The organism is Myxosarcina sp. GI1(2024) (assembly GCF_053543375.1).
On sequence record NZ_JBKGTY010000001.1, the window covers coordinates 1,357,436 to 1,375,509 of the forward strand.

General features: G+C 39.5%; 16 protein-coding genes and 1 pseudogene. 4 read left to right on the plus strand and 13 right to left on the minus strand.

Annotated features, from left to right (window positions below; translation table 11 throughout):
• Positions 1 to 40 precede the first annotated feature (40 nt).
• The gene (locus ACLFKQ_RS06560; RefSeq protein ID WP_448999034.1) at positions 41 to 1,198 is read right to left on the minus strand and encodes an AI-2E family transporter; all 1,158 of its coding nucleotides are present in this window, start codon (positions 1,196 to 1,198) and stop codon (positions 41 to 43) included.
• A gap of 397 nt (positions 1,199 to 1,595) precedes the next feature.
• Positions 1,596 to 2,156 (minus strand): response regulator, encoded by a 561-nt coding sequence (locus ACLFKQ_RS06565; RefSeq protein WP_448999035.1) that lies wholly within the window; start codon positions 2,154 to 2,156, stop codon positions 1,596 to 1,598.
• 200 nt (positions 2,157 to 2,356) lie between these two features.
• On the opposite strand from ACLFKQ_RS06565, the gene lipA reads away from it, so the two are divergent.
• On the plus strand, positions 2,357 to 3,271 hold the full coding sequence (lipA, locus tag ACLFKQ_RS06570; RefSeq protein ID WP_448999036.1) for a lipoyl synthase: 915 nt from the start codon (positions 2,357 to 2,359) through the stop codon (positions 3,269 to 3,271).
• Positions 3,272 to 3,374: 103 nt separating this feature from the next.
• On the opposite strand, the gene ACLFKQ_RS06575 is transcribed toward lipA, so the two are convergent.
• The 6 genes from ACLFKQ_RS06575 to ACLFKQ_RS06600 all read right to left on the minus strand — a co-directional run bounded on the left by ACLFKQ_RS06575 (position 3,375) and on the right by ACLFKQ_RS06600 (position 8,926).
• The gene (locus tag ACLFKQ_RS06575) at positions 3,375 to 4,232 is read right to left on the minus strand and encodes a branched-chain amino acid ABC transporter permease (RefSeq protein ID WP_448999037.1); all 858 of its coding nucleotides are present in this window, start codon (positions 4,230 to 4,232) and stop codon (positions 3,375 to 3,377) included.
• An 89-nt stretch (positions 4,233 to 4,321) separates the two neighbouring features.
• The gene (locus tag ACLFKQ_RS06580; RefSeq protein ID WP_448999038.1) at positions 4,322 to 4,747 is read right to left on the minus strand and encodes a tellurite resistance TerB family protein; all 426 of its coding nucleotides are present in this window, start codon (positions 4,745 to 4,747) and stop codon (positions 4,322 to 4,324) included.
• A 288-nt stretch (positions 4,748 to 5,035) separates the two neighbouring features.
• Positions 5,036 to 5,998 carry a DUF6208 family protein gene (locus ACLFKQ_RS06585; RefSeq protein WP_448999039.1) on the minus strand — a complete coding sequence of 321 codons (963 nt, stop codon included), beginning with the start codon at positions 5,996 to 5,998 and terminating at the stop codon, positions 5,036 to 5,038.
• Between the two features lie 145 nt (positions 5,999 to 6,143).
• Entirely contained in the window at positions 6,144 to 6,746 is a 603-nt protein-coding gene (locus tag ACLFKQ_RS06590) for a CpcT/CpeT family chromophore lyase (RefSeq protein ID WP_448999040.1), read from the minus strand.
• A gap of 51 nt (positions 6,747 to 6,797) precedes the next feature.
• Positions 6,798 to 7,552 (minus strand): IS5 family transposase gene (locus ACLFKQ_RS06595; protein WP_448998612.1). Its coding sequence is split into 2 segments (ribosomal slippage): positions 6,798 to 7,229 and positions 7,232 to 7,552, totalling 753 coding nucleotides; the frame shifts between segments, so codons are not numbered across the junction.
• 147 nt (positions 7,553 to 7,699) lie between these two features.
• Positions 7,700 to 8,926, minus strand: coding sequence for a glycosyltransferase family 4 protein (locus ACLFKQ_RS06600; protein WP_448999041.1), 1,227 nt, complete (start codon positions 8,924 to 8,926; stop codon positions 7,700 to 7,702).
• Between the two features lie 470 nt (positions 8,927 to 9,396).
• Between ACLFKQ_RS06600 and ACLFKQ_RS06605 the strand changes: the two genes are divergently transcribed.
• Entirely contained in the window at positions 9,397 to 10,206 is an 810-nt protein-coding gene (locus ACLFKQ_RS06605) for a hypothetical protein (protein WP_448999042.1), read from the plus strand.
• A 102-nt stretch (positions 10,207 to 10,308) separates the two neighbouring features.
• Here the strand turns inward: ACLFKQ_RS06605 and ACLFKQ_RS06610 are convergent, their stop codons facing one another.
• From ACLFKQ_RS06610 to ACLFKQ_RS06620, 3 genes are read right to left on the minus strand one after another with little or no spacing between them, the layout of a single operon-like run.
• Positions 10,309 to 11,091 carry a hypothetical protein gene (locus ACLFKQ_RS06610; RefSeq protein ID WP_448999043.1) on the minus strand — a complete coding sequence of 261 codons (783 nt, stop codon included), beginning with the start codon at positions 11,089 to 11,091 and terminating at the stop codon, positions 10,309 to 10,311.
• A gap of 12 nt (positions 11,092 to 11,103) precedes the next feature.
• Complete coding sequence (locus ACLFKQ_RS06615) at positions 11,104 to 11,712, minus strand: hypothetical protein (protein ID WP_448999044.1); 609 nt, start codon at positions 11,710 to 11,712, stop codon at positions 11,104 to 11,106.
• A 32-nt stretch (positions 11,713 to 11,744) separates the two neighbouring features.
• The gene (locus ACLFKQ_RS06620; protein WP_448999045.1) at positions 11,745 to 12,755 is read right to left on the minus strand and encodes a hypothetical protein; all 1,011 of its coding nucleotides are present in this window, start codon (positions 12,753 to 12,755) and stop codon (positions 11,745 to 11,747) included.
• Positions 12,756 to 13,136: 381 nt separating this feature from the next.
• On the opposite strand from ACLFKQ_RS06620, the pseudogene ACLFKQ_RS06625 reads away from it, so the two are divergent.
• Positions 13,137 to 13,888, plus strand: a pseudogene (locus tag ACLFKQ_RS06625) (IS1 family transposase).
• Between the two features lie 113 nt (positions 13,889 to 14,001).
• On the opposite strand, the gene ACLFKQ_RS06630 reads toward ACLFKQ_RS06625, so the two are convergent.
• Positions 14,002 to 15,888 (minus strand): PP2C family protein-serine/threonine phosphatase, encoded by a 1,887-nt coding sequence (locus ACLFKQ_RS06630; RefSeq protein ID WP_448999046.1) that lies wholly within the window; start codon positions 15,886 to 15,888, stop codon positions 14,002 to 14,004.
• Positions 15,889 to 16,592: 704 nt separating this feature from the next.
• The gene (locus ACLFKQ_RS06635; protein ID WP_448999047.1) at positions 16,593 to 17,303 is read right to left on the minus strand and encodes a lysophospholipid acyltransferase family protein; all 711 of its coding nucleotides are present in this window, start codon (positions 17,301 to 17,303) and stop codon (positions 16,593 to 16,595) included.
• A 383-nt stretch (positions 17,304 to 17,686) separates the two neighbouring features.
• On the opposite strand from ACLFKQ_RS06635, the gene ACLFKQ_RS06640 reads away from it, so the two are divergent.
• Positions 17,687 to 18,034 carry a CPBP family glutamic-type intramembrane protease gene (locus tag ACLFKQ_RS06640; RefSeq protein ID WP_448999048.1) on the plus strand — a complete coding sequence of 116 codons (348 nt, stop codon included), beginning with the start codon at positions 17,687 to 17,689 and terminating at the stop codon, positions 18,032 to 18,034.
• The last annotated feature ends 40 nt before the right edge of the window (positions 18,035 to 18,074 follow it).

Genomic DNA, 18,074 nt, shown 5'->3' on the forward strand with positions numbered 1-18,074 from the left:
AAGTAAAATAAAAATAGTTAATATAAAAATAGTTAATATATTATCTCACTTCACCAGTCTCGCCTGTTCCCGTGCTCCTTTGCTCCCTGGGTTGGCGTTGCTCTCTGTCGTCTGTGGAAATCGGTGACGCTTCTCCAACCATTTGAGAAGAAAAATTAGTCTTGGGTTTGTGTTCGGGAGAATCCCAGCGGTCGAGAATATCGATAATAATCACTTCTCGAAACCAAATTTGACCGACGACGGTAAGTGGAAGTGATAAAAATAAACCTAAAAAACCAAAGAAAGTAGCAAAAAATATCTGAGACAATAAAGTAACTGCAGGTAGTAATGAGACCTGCTGGGCCATTACTAAGGGAGTTAGAATATTACTCTCTAACTGTTGAATAACGATATAAAGAATCAAAACCGCTAGAGATTTCCAAGGAGCCTCAATCAAAGCGATCGCCATCGGTGACAAAACGCTTAAAGTTGGACCGACATTGGGGATAAAGGTTAAAATTCCAGCCAACATAGCTTGGGATAAAGCCAGAGGAATTCTTAAAATTAACAGTCCGATAAAGCTGAGTACCCCGATAACCAGCATATTGAAAAGAATACCTACCAGCCACCCTTGCAAAGCTATACTACAAAGATCGATGATTTCATCTACCCGTCGCCGATAAAATGAAGGAAAGAGACGAACGATCATTTTGCGATAGGGAGTCGGATCGGCAAGTAACATTAAAGTTATTGCTACCAGCAGCAAAATGCTCAATAAAACGCCCAAAGAATTATAAAAAATACTCAAGCCACCGCCTAAAAACTGCTGAATTATTGGCTGTAGCTGTCTGTATAGTTGCTCAGTATCGGGTAATAAAGCAATTAATCTCGGATCGAGGCGTTCCGAGATCGAATCGATCCAGCTACCTAATTTTTCAATACCGATGGGAACTAGTAAAGCTAACTGCTGGAATTGCTCGATAAAAGGCGGAACGATAATCCAGAAAAAACCAAGGGCAACTACTAGGACCGACAACACCGCTAATAAAACCGCATAGCCGCGTTTAATTCCTAGCTCTTGGAATTTTTTGACCAAAATATTTAACGAGGTAGCTAAGACAACTGCTGTAAATAGCAATAGCAGTAGCTGTTTGATTTGCCACAGTACGTACAAACAAATAAAAAAGACAACAAAACCAATCCAAGTTCCAAAATTCACTTTTAGCCAACTCCCACAAACTACCTCGCTACTGCTTGTTGTATTGCCAATAAAGAGTCAATGCCACAACTACAGACGGCAAGAAAACAATAACTAAAGCTATACTAGTCGTAGGATATAAAGAGATAAATCGACCACTATATTTAATAAATACTGAGATTATTGCCGAGAAAAGCAGAATTTTAGTAATAAAAGCTGCCTGAGAATTCATCATGTATTGGTAATTTAGAGACCGTATATACTTATGAATAACTCTAGCAGTAGCTTTTAGAGCGAAGATTATTAATTATAATTAAATATGTTAAAGATCGATCGACCCCAGCGCAGCATAATTTGCCAGGGGAAAGAAAAAGCTGGAGGCGCGATCGCCAACTCTAAGAAAAATTGGTTTGATAATTTATTTTAATTTTTGCTTGATAAATTTAACTAGCTGAGAGAACTGTTTTTTCAACTGTTCGGTTTCTCGTTCCATTTTGACAACCTTAGCTTTTAACGATTGAACCTCAGCACCCAAGGCTGAAACCTCGTCAGATTCAATGTCGGCAACGCTACCGGGCAAAGAAGTTTTACTTTGGGATAGTTTTTTAGCTTTCGTCATCGCTTCTCGAATCGCCTCTACTAACTGTTGGCGATCGAAAGGCTTTTCCACGAAAGCAAAATGTTCGAAAGGCTCGCTAATTTTATCAGTCACTTCTTCTTTGCGACCAGACATTACCACTAAAGGTATTACTCTAAATTGCTGCTGCTTTTGAATCTCTTGATAGACTTCCCAACCACTCATTTTGGGCAATAAAAAATCGAGCATGATTAGGTTAGGATTTTCGGTTCGGATTAGATTAAATCCCTCAAGACCGTCTTTAGCTTCTACTACATCAAAGTTACCCTCTGGTAACATATCTTTAACTCGCATTCTAATGACTTTACTGTCGTCGATAACCAGAATCTTATGGGTCTGCACGATTATCTCCTTAATGGCTGAATTCTGACTCTAGAGGTTTGCTAAATTTGTTCTAGATTGTCACAGTTGGGTTTACAAAGTATAGGATTCCCCTTCTGAGCGTCAAAATAACAGCCAGAAAATATTTATCTTGGTATACCGACTACTATCTACTATCTATAAACTCGGTCGCGCTGACGATCGCCAAACTAAAATAAATTATGAATAAATCTCAACAGCTTGAGTCGATAAAACACCAGTGGCGCCAGGAAATTACTTCTTTACCATCATGGCTAAAGGGTTCGATCGGAAAAGCTAGTGATATTTCTACCGTACAACGAATTATCAAGCAAAAGAATATTTATACCATTTGTGAAGAAGGAAGATGTCCCAATCGCGGTGAGTGTTATGCCAATAAAACAGCTACTTTTTTGCTCATGGGGCAAACTTGTACCCGTGCCTGCGCTTTTTGTCAGGTAGAAAAAGGTCGTGCGCCGATGATTTTAGATCCAGAAGAACCCCAAAAAGTAGCCGATGCTGTCACTATGATGGATTTGAAATACGTAGTGCTTACTTCTGTTGCTAGAGACGATCTCAGCGACGGCGGGGCAGAGTGGTTTGTCAGAGTAATGCAGGCGATTCGTCAACAAAATCCTCAGACTCAGATCGAAGTTCTGACCCCCGATTTTTGGAGTGGCAAAGCAGGATTACCAAATCAGAGAGCTAGAGTGGCTACGGTAGTATCGGCTAGACCTGCTTGCTACAATCATAATTTGGAAACCGTCAAACGACTGCAAGCACCCGTGAGAAGAGGTGCTAAATACGATCGCTCGTTAAATGTTTTACGATTTGTCAAAGAAATAGATCCCAGTATTCCCACTAAATCTGGTTTGATGTTGGGCTTGGGAGAAACCGAAGCCGAAGTTATCGAAACCATGGAGGACTTAAGAAAAATAAACTGCGATCGCCTGACCATCGGTCAGTATCTGCGTCCTTCTCTAGAGCATTTACCAGTACAAAAATATTGGACTCCTGCAGAATTCGAGCGCCTAGGAGAAATTGCACGCTCATTAGGCTTTGCTCGCGTTCGTTCTGGTCCTTTAGTTCGTAGTTCCTATCACGCTGGGGAAGGGTAAGAAGGTAAGAGGTAAGAGAGTATAGGTAGTGGGTGGTGGGTAAAACTTACTCCCGACTGATGTCGTTACGTTCTCCTACTGACCACTCACTACTAACTATTCGCTACGCCGTACCTCTAAATAAACCCTGGGGACGCACTAACAAAATAAGCACCATGATAAATAGAGCTACTCCTAGCTTGTATTGTGAACCCAGAAAGGGAACACTCAACTCCTGTGCCAGTCCAATAACCAATGCTCCCAAAATTGCGCCGTAAGGGTTGCCAATGCCACCTAGAATAACCGAAGCAAACATCGGCAAAATTAAAAACCAGCCCATATTCGGTCGCACTGCCGTAATCAAGCCGTACATTCCTCCCGCTAAAGCAGTTAAAATTCCTGTAATTACCCAAGTCCAAATTACTACTCGTTCGACATTAATTCCCGAGACTCTGGCAAGATCGATGTTATCGGCAACTGCCCGCATCGCTTTACCGATCTTGCTATTTTGCAATAAAAAATGCAGTCCGATAATAACTAACAAAACTAGTCCGATAACTACCAAACGATAGTAGGCAACTCTAATACCGGCAAATTCTAACGCTCGCACCACTGGTAAGGCATAAGACTGGTTGCTGCTGCCCCAAATTAGTAAAATGGCACTGCGAATAAATAATGCCAAACCAATAGAAATAATAATTAAGGTGGTCGTGCTAGCGCGGCAATCGCGCATCGGCTTCCACAGTAAATATTCAGAGATCAGCATGGCAATTATCGTTCCTATTGCTCCGAACAACATTGCCAACCAAATATTAATGCCGTTAGTATTTGCCAACCAAGTTAAGTAAGCTCCCAGAGTCATAAAGTCTCCATGAGCGAAATTAGAAAGATTTAAAATACCGTAGGTAAGAGTTAAACCGACTGCTGCCAGAGCCAGTACGCTACCAAGGGCAAGACCATTAAAAATAAGTTGGGGATCCATCTTTGTCTACTTGCTGACTAAATGGCAATATCTTATCGGTTTTGTCTTCATCAGCCAATGGCAATGTGGCGATCGCCTAAAAAACTCGTTCAAACAGATTTTAAACCCCGTCGATAGAGTTTTTGAATTCTAGCTTGAATTTTATCGAGTACGGATTTTGAAGTCAAACTACTAGGGTCTAAGTTTTGCATTTGAGTTAGAAGTTCTGCTTCCTCTGTAGCAATATCTCCATCGCTGTAAACTATGGTGCTAATAGCAGAGAGTAAATCTTGATAGTTGTCTACTGAAGGAGAAGAACCCAAATATTCTCTTAGTAGCTGATGGCATCGAGTAGGTGGTATCGGTTTGTTACTCGTCAGTAATTCCTGTATTTCAGCTTCTCCTGCTAGACCCTGCTCTTGAGCTATTTTGAGCAAATATTCTCGCTCTTGAGGCTGAATTTCCCCATCAATCCAGGCAACTGCAACCAAAATCTTAAATGCTTTTTTGCTATTATTAATTGGCGATCGCGCCATAATTTTACCTCAACTCTAACTAAAATTTAACCTTGTCAAACCTAAATATCTATCAATATCCATGCTTATAAATTTTAGGAAATGCTGTTGCTTACAAATACAATTTATTAATTTTTAACTAAAATTAAAACAAATTTAGAAAAATATTAGTTTCTTGATTTTTTGCTCATGCCAATTTTCAAAAATAATCAAAGTCTCGAGTAAATGATAGAAACTAGGGTATAGATCGGCTTGCGATCGGTTAAGTCAGGGATTAGAATTTTTCGCTTCTACTTTCGATAAATGGTATCAGCTGCTTATTTGCCAATGTTGGATTGAATCGTTTTCTTCGATCGATTGAGAGTCGAAGCACTCCGACACAGCTATTGTCTGGGAATTCTCCGGTTTGGGTCGAATTCTCAATAAATAAAAACCATCGACTGCTTGAGGCGGTAAGAGATATTGCTCTTCGGTAATTTTGCACCAAGTTAGAGGTAGACTAGAGCGATCGTATAAAGTAAAGTAGAGGTCAAAATTATTAATAATTATCGGCGTAAAATCTAGCTTTAGAGCTTGCTGCTTTGCCAGATAATTATAATGAAAATAAGTATCCGGTGCACCTACAGGCAAATATTCTTTTCTAACAAAAGCTTCTGGCAACCATTTCCTATATTTAAGAATGACGTATATATAATAATGCAAGCTAATATAAAACCAATTTTTATACTGAATTAAATTGTGATAATAGTCATTAACCTTACTAGAAACAGTATAAGTTTCGGTCAATTGTTTGCCGTCTATTTTGACCGCAGGATAGCAAATTTTATCTAAGTAATTATAATATCTAACTCCCAAAGAATATTTTTCAGATTTCAGCTTAATTAAATGCCAACTATTATCTTGGGATATCTCACTAGAGTCTATACTGGTAATGGTTTTATAATCAGGAAAACTGTAAACTACTGCAATCCAAGACCGAGATGAATTGTTAGCCGAATCTATATTCATAGCAATCTCATTTTGTACTTGGAAAGGACCCAAAGTTCCGATGACTGCGTGGGTATTCCAACGAGGACCTTTAGTCATTAAGACTGGTAAACTAAGAGGAGTATCGATAGTTTCCTGAGACAAGATTCGCCATTGAGAAGCCTTATCTTTAGCGATCGCCAAATAAACTACAAACAAATTGCCAACAACGAACTTAGTGACTTTATAAAATATAAAAGACAATAAAGCCAAAGGAATTTCCCACAACCAAGATATACTTTTCATAAATTACTAAATAGTAGATTAAGTAGGTAGACAGAATTAAATGCGAAATAACAAGAGTTAGTAGCTCGCCCAAAACCTTTATTACTCCTGTCTCCTGTCTCCTGTCTTCTAACCTTCACAGTTAACTTTAATTTAGTCCATTTACTTAAATATACAATTCGCCAGCAAAATCTCGGCGTTTTTTAAAACGATAGGAATCGAGTATTGCTCCCCAAGTAGCTTTTCCCGTAGCTGGATCGATTCCCTTATCGTAAGTTTGCAACTCGTCACCAGTGGTTTCAAACCCGACAAAAACTTGGTAGGTATTTCCCTGATAATTGAAGCTACAGGGAGTATTTTTAATTGGTGAGGTTTGAAAGTGATACCGATTGTTATTAAGGCAATTGACTGCAACTTTTAAACTACAGTCGGGCAAAAAATAAATTTGTTCGGAAGTTATTTGCTGCAGTAGATTTTTATCTAGACTCGCACCGCTAAACGCCGTCATGTTCTCAAACATATAGTACTCTACCTCTATAGTTTCTCTTTCCCTGAGACGTAGTATCCGAGAACGATAGGGTCGATCTAATTTGACGATGTTTGCTTGTTCGGCGAATAGAGTAATGCTGTCTTTGGTAAAAATTGGAACTGGACGCATCCAGAGACGAAGATGCACGAACCATGCAGGCTGTTCTAGTGCCTGGTGTTGATTATCAAATTCTCCAGCAAGATATTTGCCCAAGGTAATAAGACGATCTGAAAGAGCCATATAAAATTTAAAATAGCGATCGCGCGATTTATTTAGGTTCTGTTGACACAATTAACGCAACCAAATTAAAGCCGAAGCAAATTCGGCAAATCCCAAATAACATTCGTCAGTTTTGTCAAAACGGCTGAAAACGCGACGATAGTATTTAAGTTTGTTAAAAAAGCACTCAACTAGATGTCGCTCCTTGTACAGATGTGAATCGTAATCTCTAGGGTTGAGGCGACCAGAACGAGGCGGAATCACGCCTTGAGCACCAGTTTCCTCAATCAAGACCACAAAAGCATCACAATCATAGCCTTTATCGGCAATTACCTGTTGAGCTCGATAACCAGCCACCAATGCCTCTCCTTGACTGATATCGGCGGTTTGCCCTGGAGTCAGAAGCAACCGCAGCGGATTGCCCAACGCATCTACCACAGCATGTAACTTGGTACTAAATCCGCCACAAGAACCTCCTAAAGAGTGTTTTTCTGACCCCCTTTTGCTCCTGCTGCACAGGGATGAGCACGAATCATGGTGCTATCGGGAATTAAACTTTCTAAGTCAGCAGAGTGGGACATTTCTTGCAAGAGACGATGCCAAACTCCCTTCTGACACCAACGCCGATATCGTTTGTAGAGGCTGTTCCAGTTGCCAAAACGTTTGGGTAATTCACGCCATTGAGCACCTGTGCGAGTAATCCAGAGAACCGCATTCAGAAAACGACGACAAGCTTTGGGGTCTTTGATACGGATGTCTTGTTGGTGGCTCAGAACAACGAAAATTTGCTGCCAAGCAGAATCGTCCAACTTAACACGAGATTTCATGAAGAATTTTTTGACTAAAATCAGCAACTTCAGGTACTTTCTCATCTTTGCCTCTTTACGTCAACAGAACCTAATGAATATGGCAATAAAGTACCAATATTAAACTGCGATCGCAAGCTACTCTGGCAGATTCAGATCGCTCGTTTTTTATTCGATAGCAAGAGCAGACTTAGCCTTAGGTGCGAGAACTTCACTATACTGTCTGGCAATAATTTTAGGGGTAAAATATAATTCCATATATTCGCGTCCCGCATTCCCTAATTCGAGTGCTTTAGTCGGATTTTTGGCTAAAGTTAAAATAAATTCAGCCAAACTCTCGCTATGATTATTATTAAAGCAAGCACCACAATTAGCATTAGTTATTAACTCTCTTAAGTAAGAATGAGGTTCGCAAATTGCCGCGATCGCTCTTCCTGCTGCCATAATTCCATATAGTTTGCTTGGTGCAACTACTCCTTCTAAACCAGGAGCGATACTAACTAAAGCCAAGTCACAAGCAGTTAAAGAAAAAGGCAAGTTTTCACGGTCTTGATACGGCAAAAACCTGCAATTTAATAAGTTAAGCTCTTTTGCCGTTTGACGGCACATTTCATGTTTGGCTCCTGCACCAATAAATACAAATTGGATCGGTCTCTCTCTAAGTATTTTAATCGCACCCAAAATTGTTTCTAAGTCGTGACATCGTCCTAAATTACCAGAATATAAAACTGTAAATTGCCGATCGATCTCGTATTGTCGTGCAAACCAGTTTTTTTGCTTAGCTAAAGGTTTAATCCAATCAGCATTTGCCCAATTATGAATTACCGAAATTTTGTCAGCAATTTCTGGATGCTTATTTATAATTCGTTCTTTCATAGTTTCACTAAGAACGACAATTTTTTTACTTCTTTGCCAGACTAAACTATTAAATTTATGCCATAGCTTAGCTATAGGATGTTGGGGTGAAATCACGTCTAATTCGATTGCCACATCGGGATAAAGATCGTACACCAAACAAACATAATCGAGTTTAAATAACAAATTATTCAGGTAACCGACTAGTGACAAAAATGGTGGTGCTGTTGTTAACAACACGATATCATTTTTTCGAGCCGCTCGTAGTAAATGTAATAGAGCCCGGATACAAAAAACAATACCATTAATAGTTTTACCACGGACTCGCTGCGACCAAAATCGCGCCGACCGCGATCGCTTGATTTTTAGCAATCCATCTTCTTCCGACGCTGGTGCCAGTTCTTGTTTGAAAGCATATCCCGGCTGACCTGTAAATACATTTACTTGGATATTTTCTTGACTTAATTGAGTTGATAATTCTTGAATAAGCTGTCCCGTAGCGGCATAGTCTGGCGGAAAGAATTGAGTAATAATTAACAAGCGAAAATTAGCAACTTTATATCGGAGCTTTTTTCGATCTTTTTGTATGGTTTGCCTAAAAAAGCTTTGGAGTTCAACTCCCCAAAAATCTGACAATTTAAACACTTTATATTTTCACCCAAGTATTTAGCTGTAAACTAGAAAACTGACTTACTAAGTGTTCCCAAAAAAACTAAAATTTGATTCAGTATTTTTTCTAGTTTGTTAGGATGACTTAAAGTAAATAGAATATTTTGTTAGTAAATACTTAAGTAGTTTTAAACTTGAGGTTGCTAAGTTAATCGATCGAAACTTAGTTGGGAAGATTGTCTACAAAGCGATTCTGATACTCCGATACACAATTGAGATACTTCGCGGCGAGCTCAGCTAGTTTGATAAAGAATTGATGAATTGCCTAGTAGTGTAATAACTTAGGGAAAAGTACGTAGTAATATACCTATATTCATATTTATAAGAATAATTAATATAGGATGCTAGTTTTAAATAAACTAACTATTAGTAGTTTTATCGTGCTGAGTTTGCTGGGTTTACCAGTTAGATCTAATGGATCGGAATCTACTTGTCAGCGTAAATTTAAAAAACCTCTATCTCTAAAATCCGCTCTCACCTTTAATACAATTAATTCAATTATCATTGCCAAATTTGCACCCAAAGATAGCCAGGGAAAACCAATCGAACTAAATAAACTGGCATCGAGGTTGGGATACGATCACTTTAACTGGGTCAGTTATGTCGAACACGATCCTTATGGAATGGCTAATAAAGCTGGTTCTTTGCTTTCTACGCCCTACAACGATCCACCACCAGGTGGATATCAGTATGAAACAGCCGACGAACTTCCTTTTTATTGGGATTTGGAAGAATGCGATCGCTGTCAGCAACACTATCACTATCGACATCCCCGAATTACTAGGAAGTTTGAGTTAATTTTTGAAGACTTTCCTTCAGACCATAGATTACAGCCTGGTGAAGCGGTTAAGTTCGTCACTCATTTAGTAGGAGTCAAAAACTACGATCTCCGATCGCAACAGGCAAAGTGGAATGTTATTACTACTTTTAGATGGAAGCTAACTAATTCTGTTCGAGGTAAGGGCAAGGTATCACTCATAGAAAAAGACGTTGCATTAACTGAGTTATCACCATCTCTACTGACTGCAATGCAGACAGAAGGAGGAATATTGCCCGCCCAAGTTTATGCTTTAGTTCCTCAGCTAAAATTACCCGAAACGGTAGCGATCGCTAAAAATCCCGATCGAACACAGTCAAGCTGCAGTATGTAGATAAAATTCATTTATATTCGATCTATTTGATTACAAAAAGTTGGGTTTGGCGATCGCGCTACGTGACTCGCTTAAGAATTCTGCTTGCCTAGTCAGTCATAGTTATTCCATTTCGGGGTAAAGACATTCCAGACTACCACCGACACCAACGACGAAATCATCAAAGTCAGCATCGAGATCGCTTTCTTTAACCAAAGTGGCACCAGTATCCTCAAAATTGATTAGTAAACCGCCATCGACTAAATTAGCAAATCTATTACTAGAAGGACTATTTCTACGAGTAGCTACTTCAGTGGTAGAGAGTATTTCATTTTCAAACAGAGCCTGTCGATTGTTTTCCGAGTTAAATAAATCAGTAGAATAAACTACACCAGAAGGTTGACCTTCAAACTGAGATTCTAAATAGAAAGCATATCTTTTCCCTGCTTCAAACAAAAATTCCGCTTTAGGTTGAGGAACGGTATTACCGGGGGTTCCAATAAAATCCTCTGAATCTGCCTTTCCCAGGTCGGTTTCATAGCTAGAGTTGCTATAGACCTTTTCGTATTCATAGTTATCAGCAGGCTTGACTTCTTGAAATAAAGGAGTTTTGTCGCAAGAATCAAAGATAATTGCCCCTGAAGTATCGGTTTGACAAGAATCTAAGTCGATCGCGCCAAAAGTAGATTGATAGGCTCCATGAGATTCAATAAATTCAAATTCAACGATGGTATCGCGATCGAAGCTAATACCCTGATTACCGATATAGTCTTCTGCTGCTGCGGGTAAAATTAAGGTATTAAATAATCCGAAGGTTCCCATGGCAACAGCTACATTAGGCAGGCTAATTAGATCGACTTCTGTTAATTTGGGAAACAATTTCTGCATTTGCTGTTTGAGCTTCATCTTTTTTCCTCACTACCAAAGACTGTTTTCTGGTCTAATCGGATCGACTCGTTCGATAAACTCTCTCGACTGCTCTAATTTGCGATCGACTTCATCGCGAGCTCTAATGTAAGGATTTACACACTCGCTTTGAGTTTCCCTTCTCACAATGCGTCTTGGCTCTAAAGCAGCTTTTTTTACCGCATCTTCAGCCGTTGCTAGCTCTTCCAAAGAGCGATTGAGATCGATTTCTAAAAGCTCGGCTATTTCATTTAGAGTAATTTTTTGGGTTTCACCAGCTGCTGTCTCTTGGCATAATTCACCAGTACACGAAGTAGAGCCATAAGCACCGTCATCGCCTTCTGCCGAACTAGCACCACTGTTAAATTTAATTCCAGGGTCGATAGTCAATCCTTCACTAAGCCAAGAAAAATCTATCCTGCCCGTTTCCGGGTTATAAACACCCCGACTGCCACCAAAAAAATTAGGATTATTTCCACCGCCACCAATATTAACGAAGGGTGCACTAAAATTTTGATATTCGGAGGTATCAGACTGATTTTGCGCAGCGACTGAATTTGTTACAACCACTCCTAAGAGCACAGCAATTGAGCCTTGCCAAAGCCATTGTTTATATTTCATAATTCAATTCTTATAGATTGAGTTTGACTAAATTAAAATGCGGTTCCAACTCCCGCTACAAAACGCGCTCCATCACCCGCACCTGCAAGGTCTCGCACACCCAGGTTGATGGTCACGGGAATATTTCTAAACGGCGATGCAGACAAACCTAATGCCAAATCCTGTCCCGTCCATTCAGTAACAAAACTAACAGGGGGGGCAACTCGAAAAGCTAAACTCCCAAAGACATTGAATTGTTCATCGTCGTTTTCAATCGCTTCTTCAGAACGAAATTGCCCGTTACCAATTCCTACTGTTGCTGCTACCCGACTAAAAGCAGAATCTAAATTTTCTCGCGTTTTAAAAATTCTGGTAGTTACCAAATACAAAGAATCCTGTAAATCGTTATCGTCCCCCACAGCAAGAAAACTGTTCCAACCTGCAGCAACACCCCAACCTTCTCCTAACTGACGATGAATTTTGGCATTAAAACCACCCGTACCAAAATCTCGGTTACTACCAAAGCTAGCTAGAGTGTAGCTTAGTTCTGCACCTACAGCTTTGCGGGAATCTCCAATCCCAAAACCGAATCCCATGGTTGCATCATCTTGGTTTTCGTCTTCACTACCAAAGCGAGTATCGTTTTGATAGCCAAAACTAGAGTAAAATCCACGATCTGTACCGAAACCATAGGGATTGGCTATGGTTAGGGCTGGCGCACCTCGGTTAGGAGTAAAATTACGGTTACTAAGCTCTTGTAATTTAAATCTTACTTCTTCTGCTTCACTACTCTTAGCATCTGAATCACTCCAAGAACTATCAGCAAGAGCTTCTTCTTCCCCTTGAGCTATCTGTTCTAGGGATGCAGAATCCGTCGTCCAGTGGTTTTGCGCTAAATAATCTTGCTTGACAATTGGAGTGCTATGGCGATCGCCGTTCGAGGTTTGAGTATTCAAAGATACCAGTTTTTGGGGCGATTTGTCGGTAGTATTTGCTAACGCGCTTAGTTCTGAAATTGGCAAAAATACTACGGTGCAACAAACAGAAGTAATAAATATACGCATACACTTTCAGCAATAATTATTGCAATTGACAGCAAATCTAAGTCGAACGAATAAGGAGCAATGTTTATGTTTATCATTAGCTTGCTAATAAATAAACCAATGCAGTTACGATTAGTAAAATCGAGCGACTGCATTTTTTATAATACTTCTGCCGTTATACTCTGCCTTAAACAAAAGCTCAAGATAATCTTTGATTTTTAGTTGTATTTACTTAAATAATTAAGAGTTTATACGGAATAAAAAATTTAAAAACTCAATACTCTACTTGTTTTTACCAATACAATTTTAAATTACAAATTATTAGGGTAAAAGTATTAAAGGTAGTCCTAAAAAGGAAAAATAAGGGAAGATAGCAAGTAGTTCGATCTTGAAAGTTCATTCATGGCAGATTCCTTGTTATCTTGTCCAACTTGTGGTTCTCAGGCGAGCGTTAAGAATGGTCAAACCCGCCATGGAAAACAAAATTACAAGTGTAATGATTGTGGTCGTCAATTTGTGGAAAATCCACAATGGAGAAGTATTCCAGAAGAGACTAAAGTTCTGATTGACCGATTACTGACCGATTACTATTAGAGAAAATTCCCTTAGCTGGTATTGCCCGTGTGCTCAAGATTTCTGAACCTTGGTTGCCAAACTATGTCAACGATAAATATGATGCGGTTCCTCGACAAGTGACAGTACAATCAAAACCACAGGGGCGTCTCACTGTTCAAATGGATGAGCTATGGTCATTGGTAAATGAGAAGGGCAATGAACAATGGGTTTGGCTAGCTGTTGATGTCGTTACTCGTGAACTTGTTGGTTGTTATATTGGCGAGCGCTCTGGAGAATCAGCTCAGGCTCTGTGGCGAGCGCTACCTGCGGTTTATCGACAATGTGCCGTATTTTACAGTGATTTCTGGGTTTCATATCCAGTGGCTTTCCCCAGTAATCGTCATCGAGCAGTAGGGAAAGAAACAGGTCTAACAAGCTATATAGAACGATTTAACGGTACTTTACGGCAAAGACTATCACGACTGGTTAGAAAAACACTATCTTTCTCTAAAAAGTTAGAACATCACATCAGCGCAATTTGGTATTTTATTCATCATTACAATGCTTCTTTACCAGTGCATTCATCTTTTCCTTTTTAGCACTACCCCAAACCATCTAGTAAAGGTTTTCAAAAAGAACTATTTGCCAATAAATTTAAATAATAATCTGATGTTCGTGAATTGCTGTAAGTGCGAGATGAGTTTGTTTTGGCTTAATTATTTTCGTTTACTTCTGTTTCGGAGTCTTCGGGTGCAGTTTGCGAGCCATTAGGGTCAACGTAGAAAACTTCCAAAAATAAATAAAACAAAGCTACTGCTGCCACTATAGTAGTCAAGATTAAAGCGACCGATTTTAGCAACTGTGAGGAATTAGCCTTAGCTGTTGCTTTTACTGTTGTTTCTAAAGTTACTGAAGCATCTACTGATTTGGTGTCGGGTAAAGGCTCGATTTCTGGGGTGATTTCCGAGCACTCAATAGATTCATCATTAATACCAGATTCGATCTCAGACCAAGAAATACGAACTTCTGAAGAGTTCGGTTTAGGTCTCACCCGACAATGAACTAAAGCCACTGTAGCATTGTCATGACCGTTTCTTTCGTTGGCAATTCTGATTAAGGTTTTGACTGCGCTAGAAATGTCTATTTTATTCTGTAAGACTGGTAAAATCGTTTTTTTCCAATATTGCTCTACTCGGTCGAAATCGCTCAATCCATCAGTGCATAATAGAAAAACACAGTCGCGATCGATAAAATGACGCTGAATGTTGGGGTGCAGTGCTACTGAATTTCGCATACCTATCGCCTGGATCAACGCTCCTGCAGAAGGATACTGAAGCGAATCACGATAGACGGCATACCCCAATCGTACTTCTCGCGATGCCAAATCGTCGTCAACAGTAAGTTGATGACAACTTGTAGGAGTAATCCAATAGATGCGAGAATCTCCTACGTGGGCGAGATAAATTTCGTGAGCGCGAGCCAGGGACATAACCAAGGTAGTTCCCATCCGCTGCCTTTCATGTCGGTGTTCGTTATCGTTACGTTTGCTGATGGCATCATTCGTAACATTGATAAACTTAGTGAGTTTTTCGACGATTGCTGCAGATGTGAAATTTCGATCTTCCAAAGGTAGTTCGGAGATGCGCGATCGCAAGTGCTCGATTGTTTCTCTAGCCGCAATCTCTCCTCCTTCATGTCCTCCCACCCCATCACAGACAATTGCTAGAGCTTGTTTTGACTGGTCGACATTTACCAAAAAGCCTTGAGTGGGAAAAACTGCATCCTGATTTTTTTGACGGCTAGGACCGGCATCAGTAAAGGAATAAATTTGATAAGAATATTCGTACGCTCGCCGAGCTAAATCGACGGCTCGATCTAAGGCTACTACTAATTGTCTTGCTGTCTTTATCGAACCTATTTCTACACGTTCGCACAACTGCTCTAAGGCATCTCTAATTTCAGGAGCACAGGATTTTATCCACTGCCTCCAAGATCGGCCTAAATCCTGCAAACTGAGGTGGCGATTGCCATCTGATTGGAGCTGTAGCAATTGAATAAACGAACCATTTACTCCAATCGATTGGGGAACGAGCAAACTAGAAGCAACCTGTTTTTCAGCCAAAGGTTGCCACAATTTCGCCAGTTGCTGCAGCCAAATAAGCTGCTGCAAAGTTGTGGCTTTTTGCCACAGGCTCGTTATTTCGGGAATTATTGGAGAGATTAATTTACCCGTGTTGCTCGTAGGTATCGTGCCGTAATCTAACAGCCAGACATCGGTTCCTTCTAGTTGTCCGTAAACCTGAGGTATATGGGGATAGAGGGGAAAAAGCTGCAGATAAGTTACAATTTCTGGGGGAATATCTTCTGGAATCTGAGGGGATAATCTTGGTTTGGTATCGAGAAAAATCCTGCTACTCAGCGCAAAGTAACGATCGCCAATTAACTGATTTGTTTGCTCAGGAGATATTGCTTCTCTAATTGCCCACAGATAGCGTTTAGTGGTTGGAGTTTTGCATACATGACAAAAATTAGCCTCTAGATGGTTAGATGCTACACAAAGGTGATTAGAGCATTGAATTCTAGGCTCAGAATTTGGCATAGATGTTTTAGGCTTAAAAGCGCGCTCCATACTTTTTTGCGCTGAGTAGGTTTTGCTGGACTACAGTTTATACCGCTTCTGTAATTTAAAAAGGGAATCTCAATTAAATTTGAGCAAGCTCCTGAGTATACTGGGCAATAGGTTAAAGTTGACTTACCCAAACTGAATGTGCCTGTAAGCCGAAGCTTGCTGCTAAGGCACATTTCTAGAAACCCAAACAACATAAAGTAAACTAGTGTCGCTCGCGCATAGAAGTTAGGCTTTAAATCTTATTTCTAGTTTATTACGCCAAGAATTATAGCGTCTAGCATTGGCTTGAGAATATCTAAAAGAAGTTTTAGGATTCGAGCCTTTACCAAGTCAAATTCCAGTAATCAACGATTGTAAATTCTACTATAGCAATCCTAAATCATTCAAAAAAATCGCTCATACCCTAATCAAACTGCGTCCATATAGAAAACTGGAATTTTAGCCAAATTCCTTTTGCCTTTGCCCCTTGCTCTTTAACCTCGGAATGTGGTCATCGCAGGCACCGCCGTTGAACGGCTGTGTACCGATGACTTAAAAGTAGAAAAATCAAGAAGTTTCAAAGTAGACGCGGTTTATCCTGACTTCTGACTTACCTTTTGTTTGATTTTTATCACTCCAACACGATTGCTCCAGGCTAACAATGCCCTCGCTTCACAGTCTGGATCGCTAACTATTTAAGTTTGATGCAATTTATGCAAACTTGTTTGTAAAGATTGTGTTAATTTTTGTGAACTAGACCGCAAAGATTCTCCTGCAGCAGTTTCTACAATTAACGGCGAACCAATATTCACTTTTACCCTACTACCCCAACTAGGATATCGCTCGCTATAGCGTACGCTTATAGGTAATATATTTACTATGTGCTGGGGTTTTTTTAGTTTGGCTTCTAGAGCAATTGAGGCTACTCCTCTTTTTAAGGGATGAATTATGTCGTCACGAAAAATGTCTCCTTCCGGGAAAATTACCAACATATTATTCTTTTGCTGTAATAATTCAATACTGTGACGTACACTATCGATTTGAGGATGTTTGGTATCGACAGGAAACCCACCCATACGACGAATAAACCAACCTTGTATTCCTTTTAATTCGTTGTTAGTGACCATAAAATGTAAATCTCGTCCACTAACGGTTTTACCTACTGCGGTAGGAACTATCAAAGCATCCCAACGAGAACGATGCGTCGGTGCGACAATTATCGCACCAGTTTGAGGAATGTTTTCTCTGCCGTTTATTTCAATTTCTTTGAAAAACAAAGGCAGAACTAAATAACGACCGAGAGGATAGAGTATTCGTGCTAACCAAGGGGATATGCGAGAATTTAGCGAATCTAATTTTTCTGTGTCTATATTATTTTTTACTCGGTCTTGTTTGAGGTTGGTCATTAACGAACTAAATTTTTATACAAGTCTATTTTTAACTTATGATTGAATCGATTTTTTGTCTTTTCTTGAGAGGACACTTGTTAGGTTGTCACCAATTAAATCGAGAATAGAGAAATTTTAAACATAAAGTTTTCTCAAGTTTAAATAAACTATAAACCCGGACAAAAATATCTCGATAAAGAATGTATTTAACACTAATTAATGTAGCAAATACTTTAAAATACAGAGCAATTGCGGCCAGCTCAACTATACCAAGCTTCGAGGCTTTATGCTATTTATTGGTAGCGTTATTTATCTATGCTTTTTTGGCTGTGTTCCTTGGATTTGGAACTAAGTTCTTAGAGTTTAAAGTCGAACGTAACTTGTTATTAATTGCACGAGTAATGCTTATGGCGTTATTTGCTCCAGCGATTTTCGAAGAATTTTTTTTTCGCGTTTTGCTTTTACCTCATCCTTCAGAAAATAGTTCGTTCGGTTTTCTATTGAGCTGGATAATAATTAGCTTATTCTCGTTTGTAGTCTATCATCCTCTTAATGGTTTACTTTTTTCTACCTCGGAACAAAAAATCTTTATCGATCCAACTTTTTTAATTCTAGCTACTGGATTGGGAATATTTTGTACCTCGCTATATTTAAACAGCGGTTCGTTGTGGACTCCTGTAGTTTTTCACTGGACAGTCGTGGTCGTTTGGCTTTTGTGTTTGGGTGGTAACACCAAACTGACAAGATAACCAAAGAAACAAAATTTTGGCAATGGTACTACTGAGATCG

What these genes read in the sequence shown, in the direction of transcription:
- ACLFKQ_RS06575 (WP_448999037.1), bottom strand. Translation starts at nt 4,232, where the DNA reads ATGGATCCCCAACTTATTTTTAATGGTCTTGCCCTTGGTAGCGTACTG.
- ACLFKQ_RS06620 (WP_448999045.1), bottom strand. Translation starts at nt 12,755, where the DNA reads ATGCGTATATTTATTACTTCTGTTTGTTGCACCGTAGTATTTTTGCCA.
- ACLFKQ_RS06610 (WP_448999043.1), bottom strand. Translation starts at nt 11,091, where the DNA reads ATGAAGCTCAAACAGCAAATGCAGAAATTGTTTCCCAAATTAACAGAA.
- ACLFKQ_RS06585 (WP_448999039.1), bottom strand. Translation starts at nt 5,998, where the DNA reads ATGAAAAGTATATCTTGGTTGTGGGAAATTCCTTTGGCTTTATTGTCT.
- ACLFKQ_RS06640 (WP_448999048.1), top strand. Translation starts at nt 17,687, where the DNA reads ATGCTTATGGCGTTATTTGCTCCAGCGATTTTCGAAGAATTTTTTTTT.
- ACLFKQ_RS06615 (WP_448999044.1), bottom strand. Translation starts at nt 11,712, where the DNA reads ATGAAATATAAACAATGGCTTTGGCAAGGCTCAATTGCTGTGCTCTTA.
- lipA (WP_448999036.1), top strand. Translation starts at nt 2,357, where the DNA reads ATGAATAAATCTCAACAGCTTGAGTCGATAAAACACCAGTGGCGCCAG.
- ACLFKQ_RS06580 (WP_448999038.1), bottom strand. Translation starts at nt 4,747, where the DNA reads ATGGCGCGATCGCCAATTAATAATAGCAAAAAAGCATTTAAGATTTTG.
- ACLFKQ_RS06635 (WP_448999047.1), bottom strand. Translation starts at nt 17,303, where the DNA reads ATGACCAACCTCAAACAAGACCGAGTAAAAAATAATATAGACACAGAA.
- ACLFKQ_RS06605 (WP_448999042.1), top strand. Translation starts at nt 9,397, where the DNA reads ATGCTAGTTTTAAATAAACTAACTATTAGTAGTTTTATCGTGCTGAGT.
- ACLFKQ_RS06630 (WP_448999046.1), bottom strand. Translation starts at nt 15,888, where the DNA reads ATGCCAAATTCTGAGCCTAGAATTCAATGCTCTAATCACCTTTGTGTA.
- ACLFKQ_RS06590 (WP_448999040.1), bottom strand. Translation starts at nt 6,746, where the DNA reads ATGGCTCTTTCAGATCGTCTTATTACCTTGGGCAAATATCTTGCTGGA.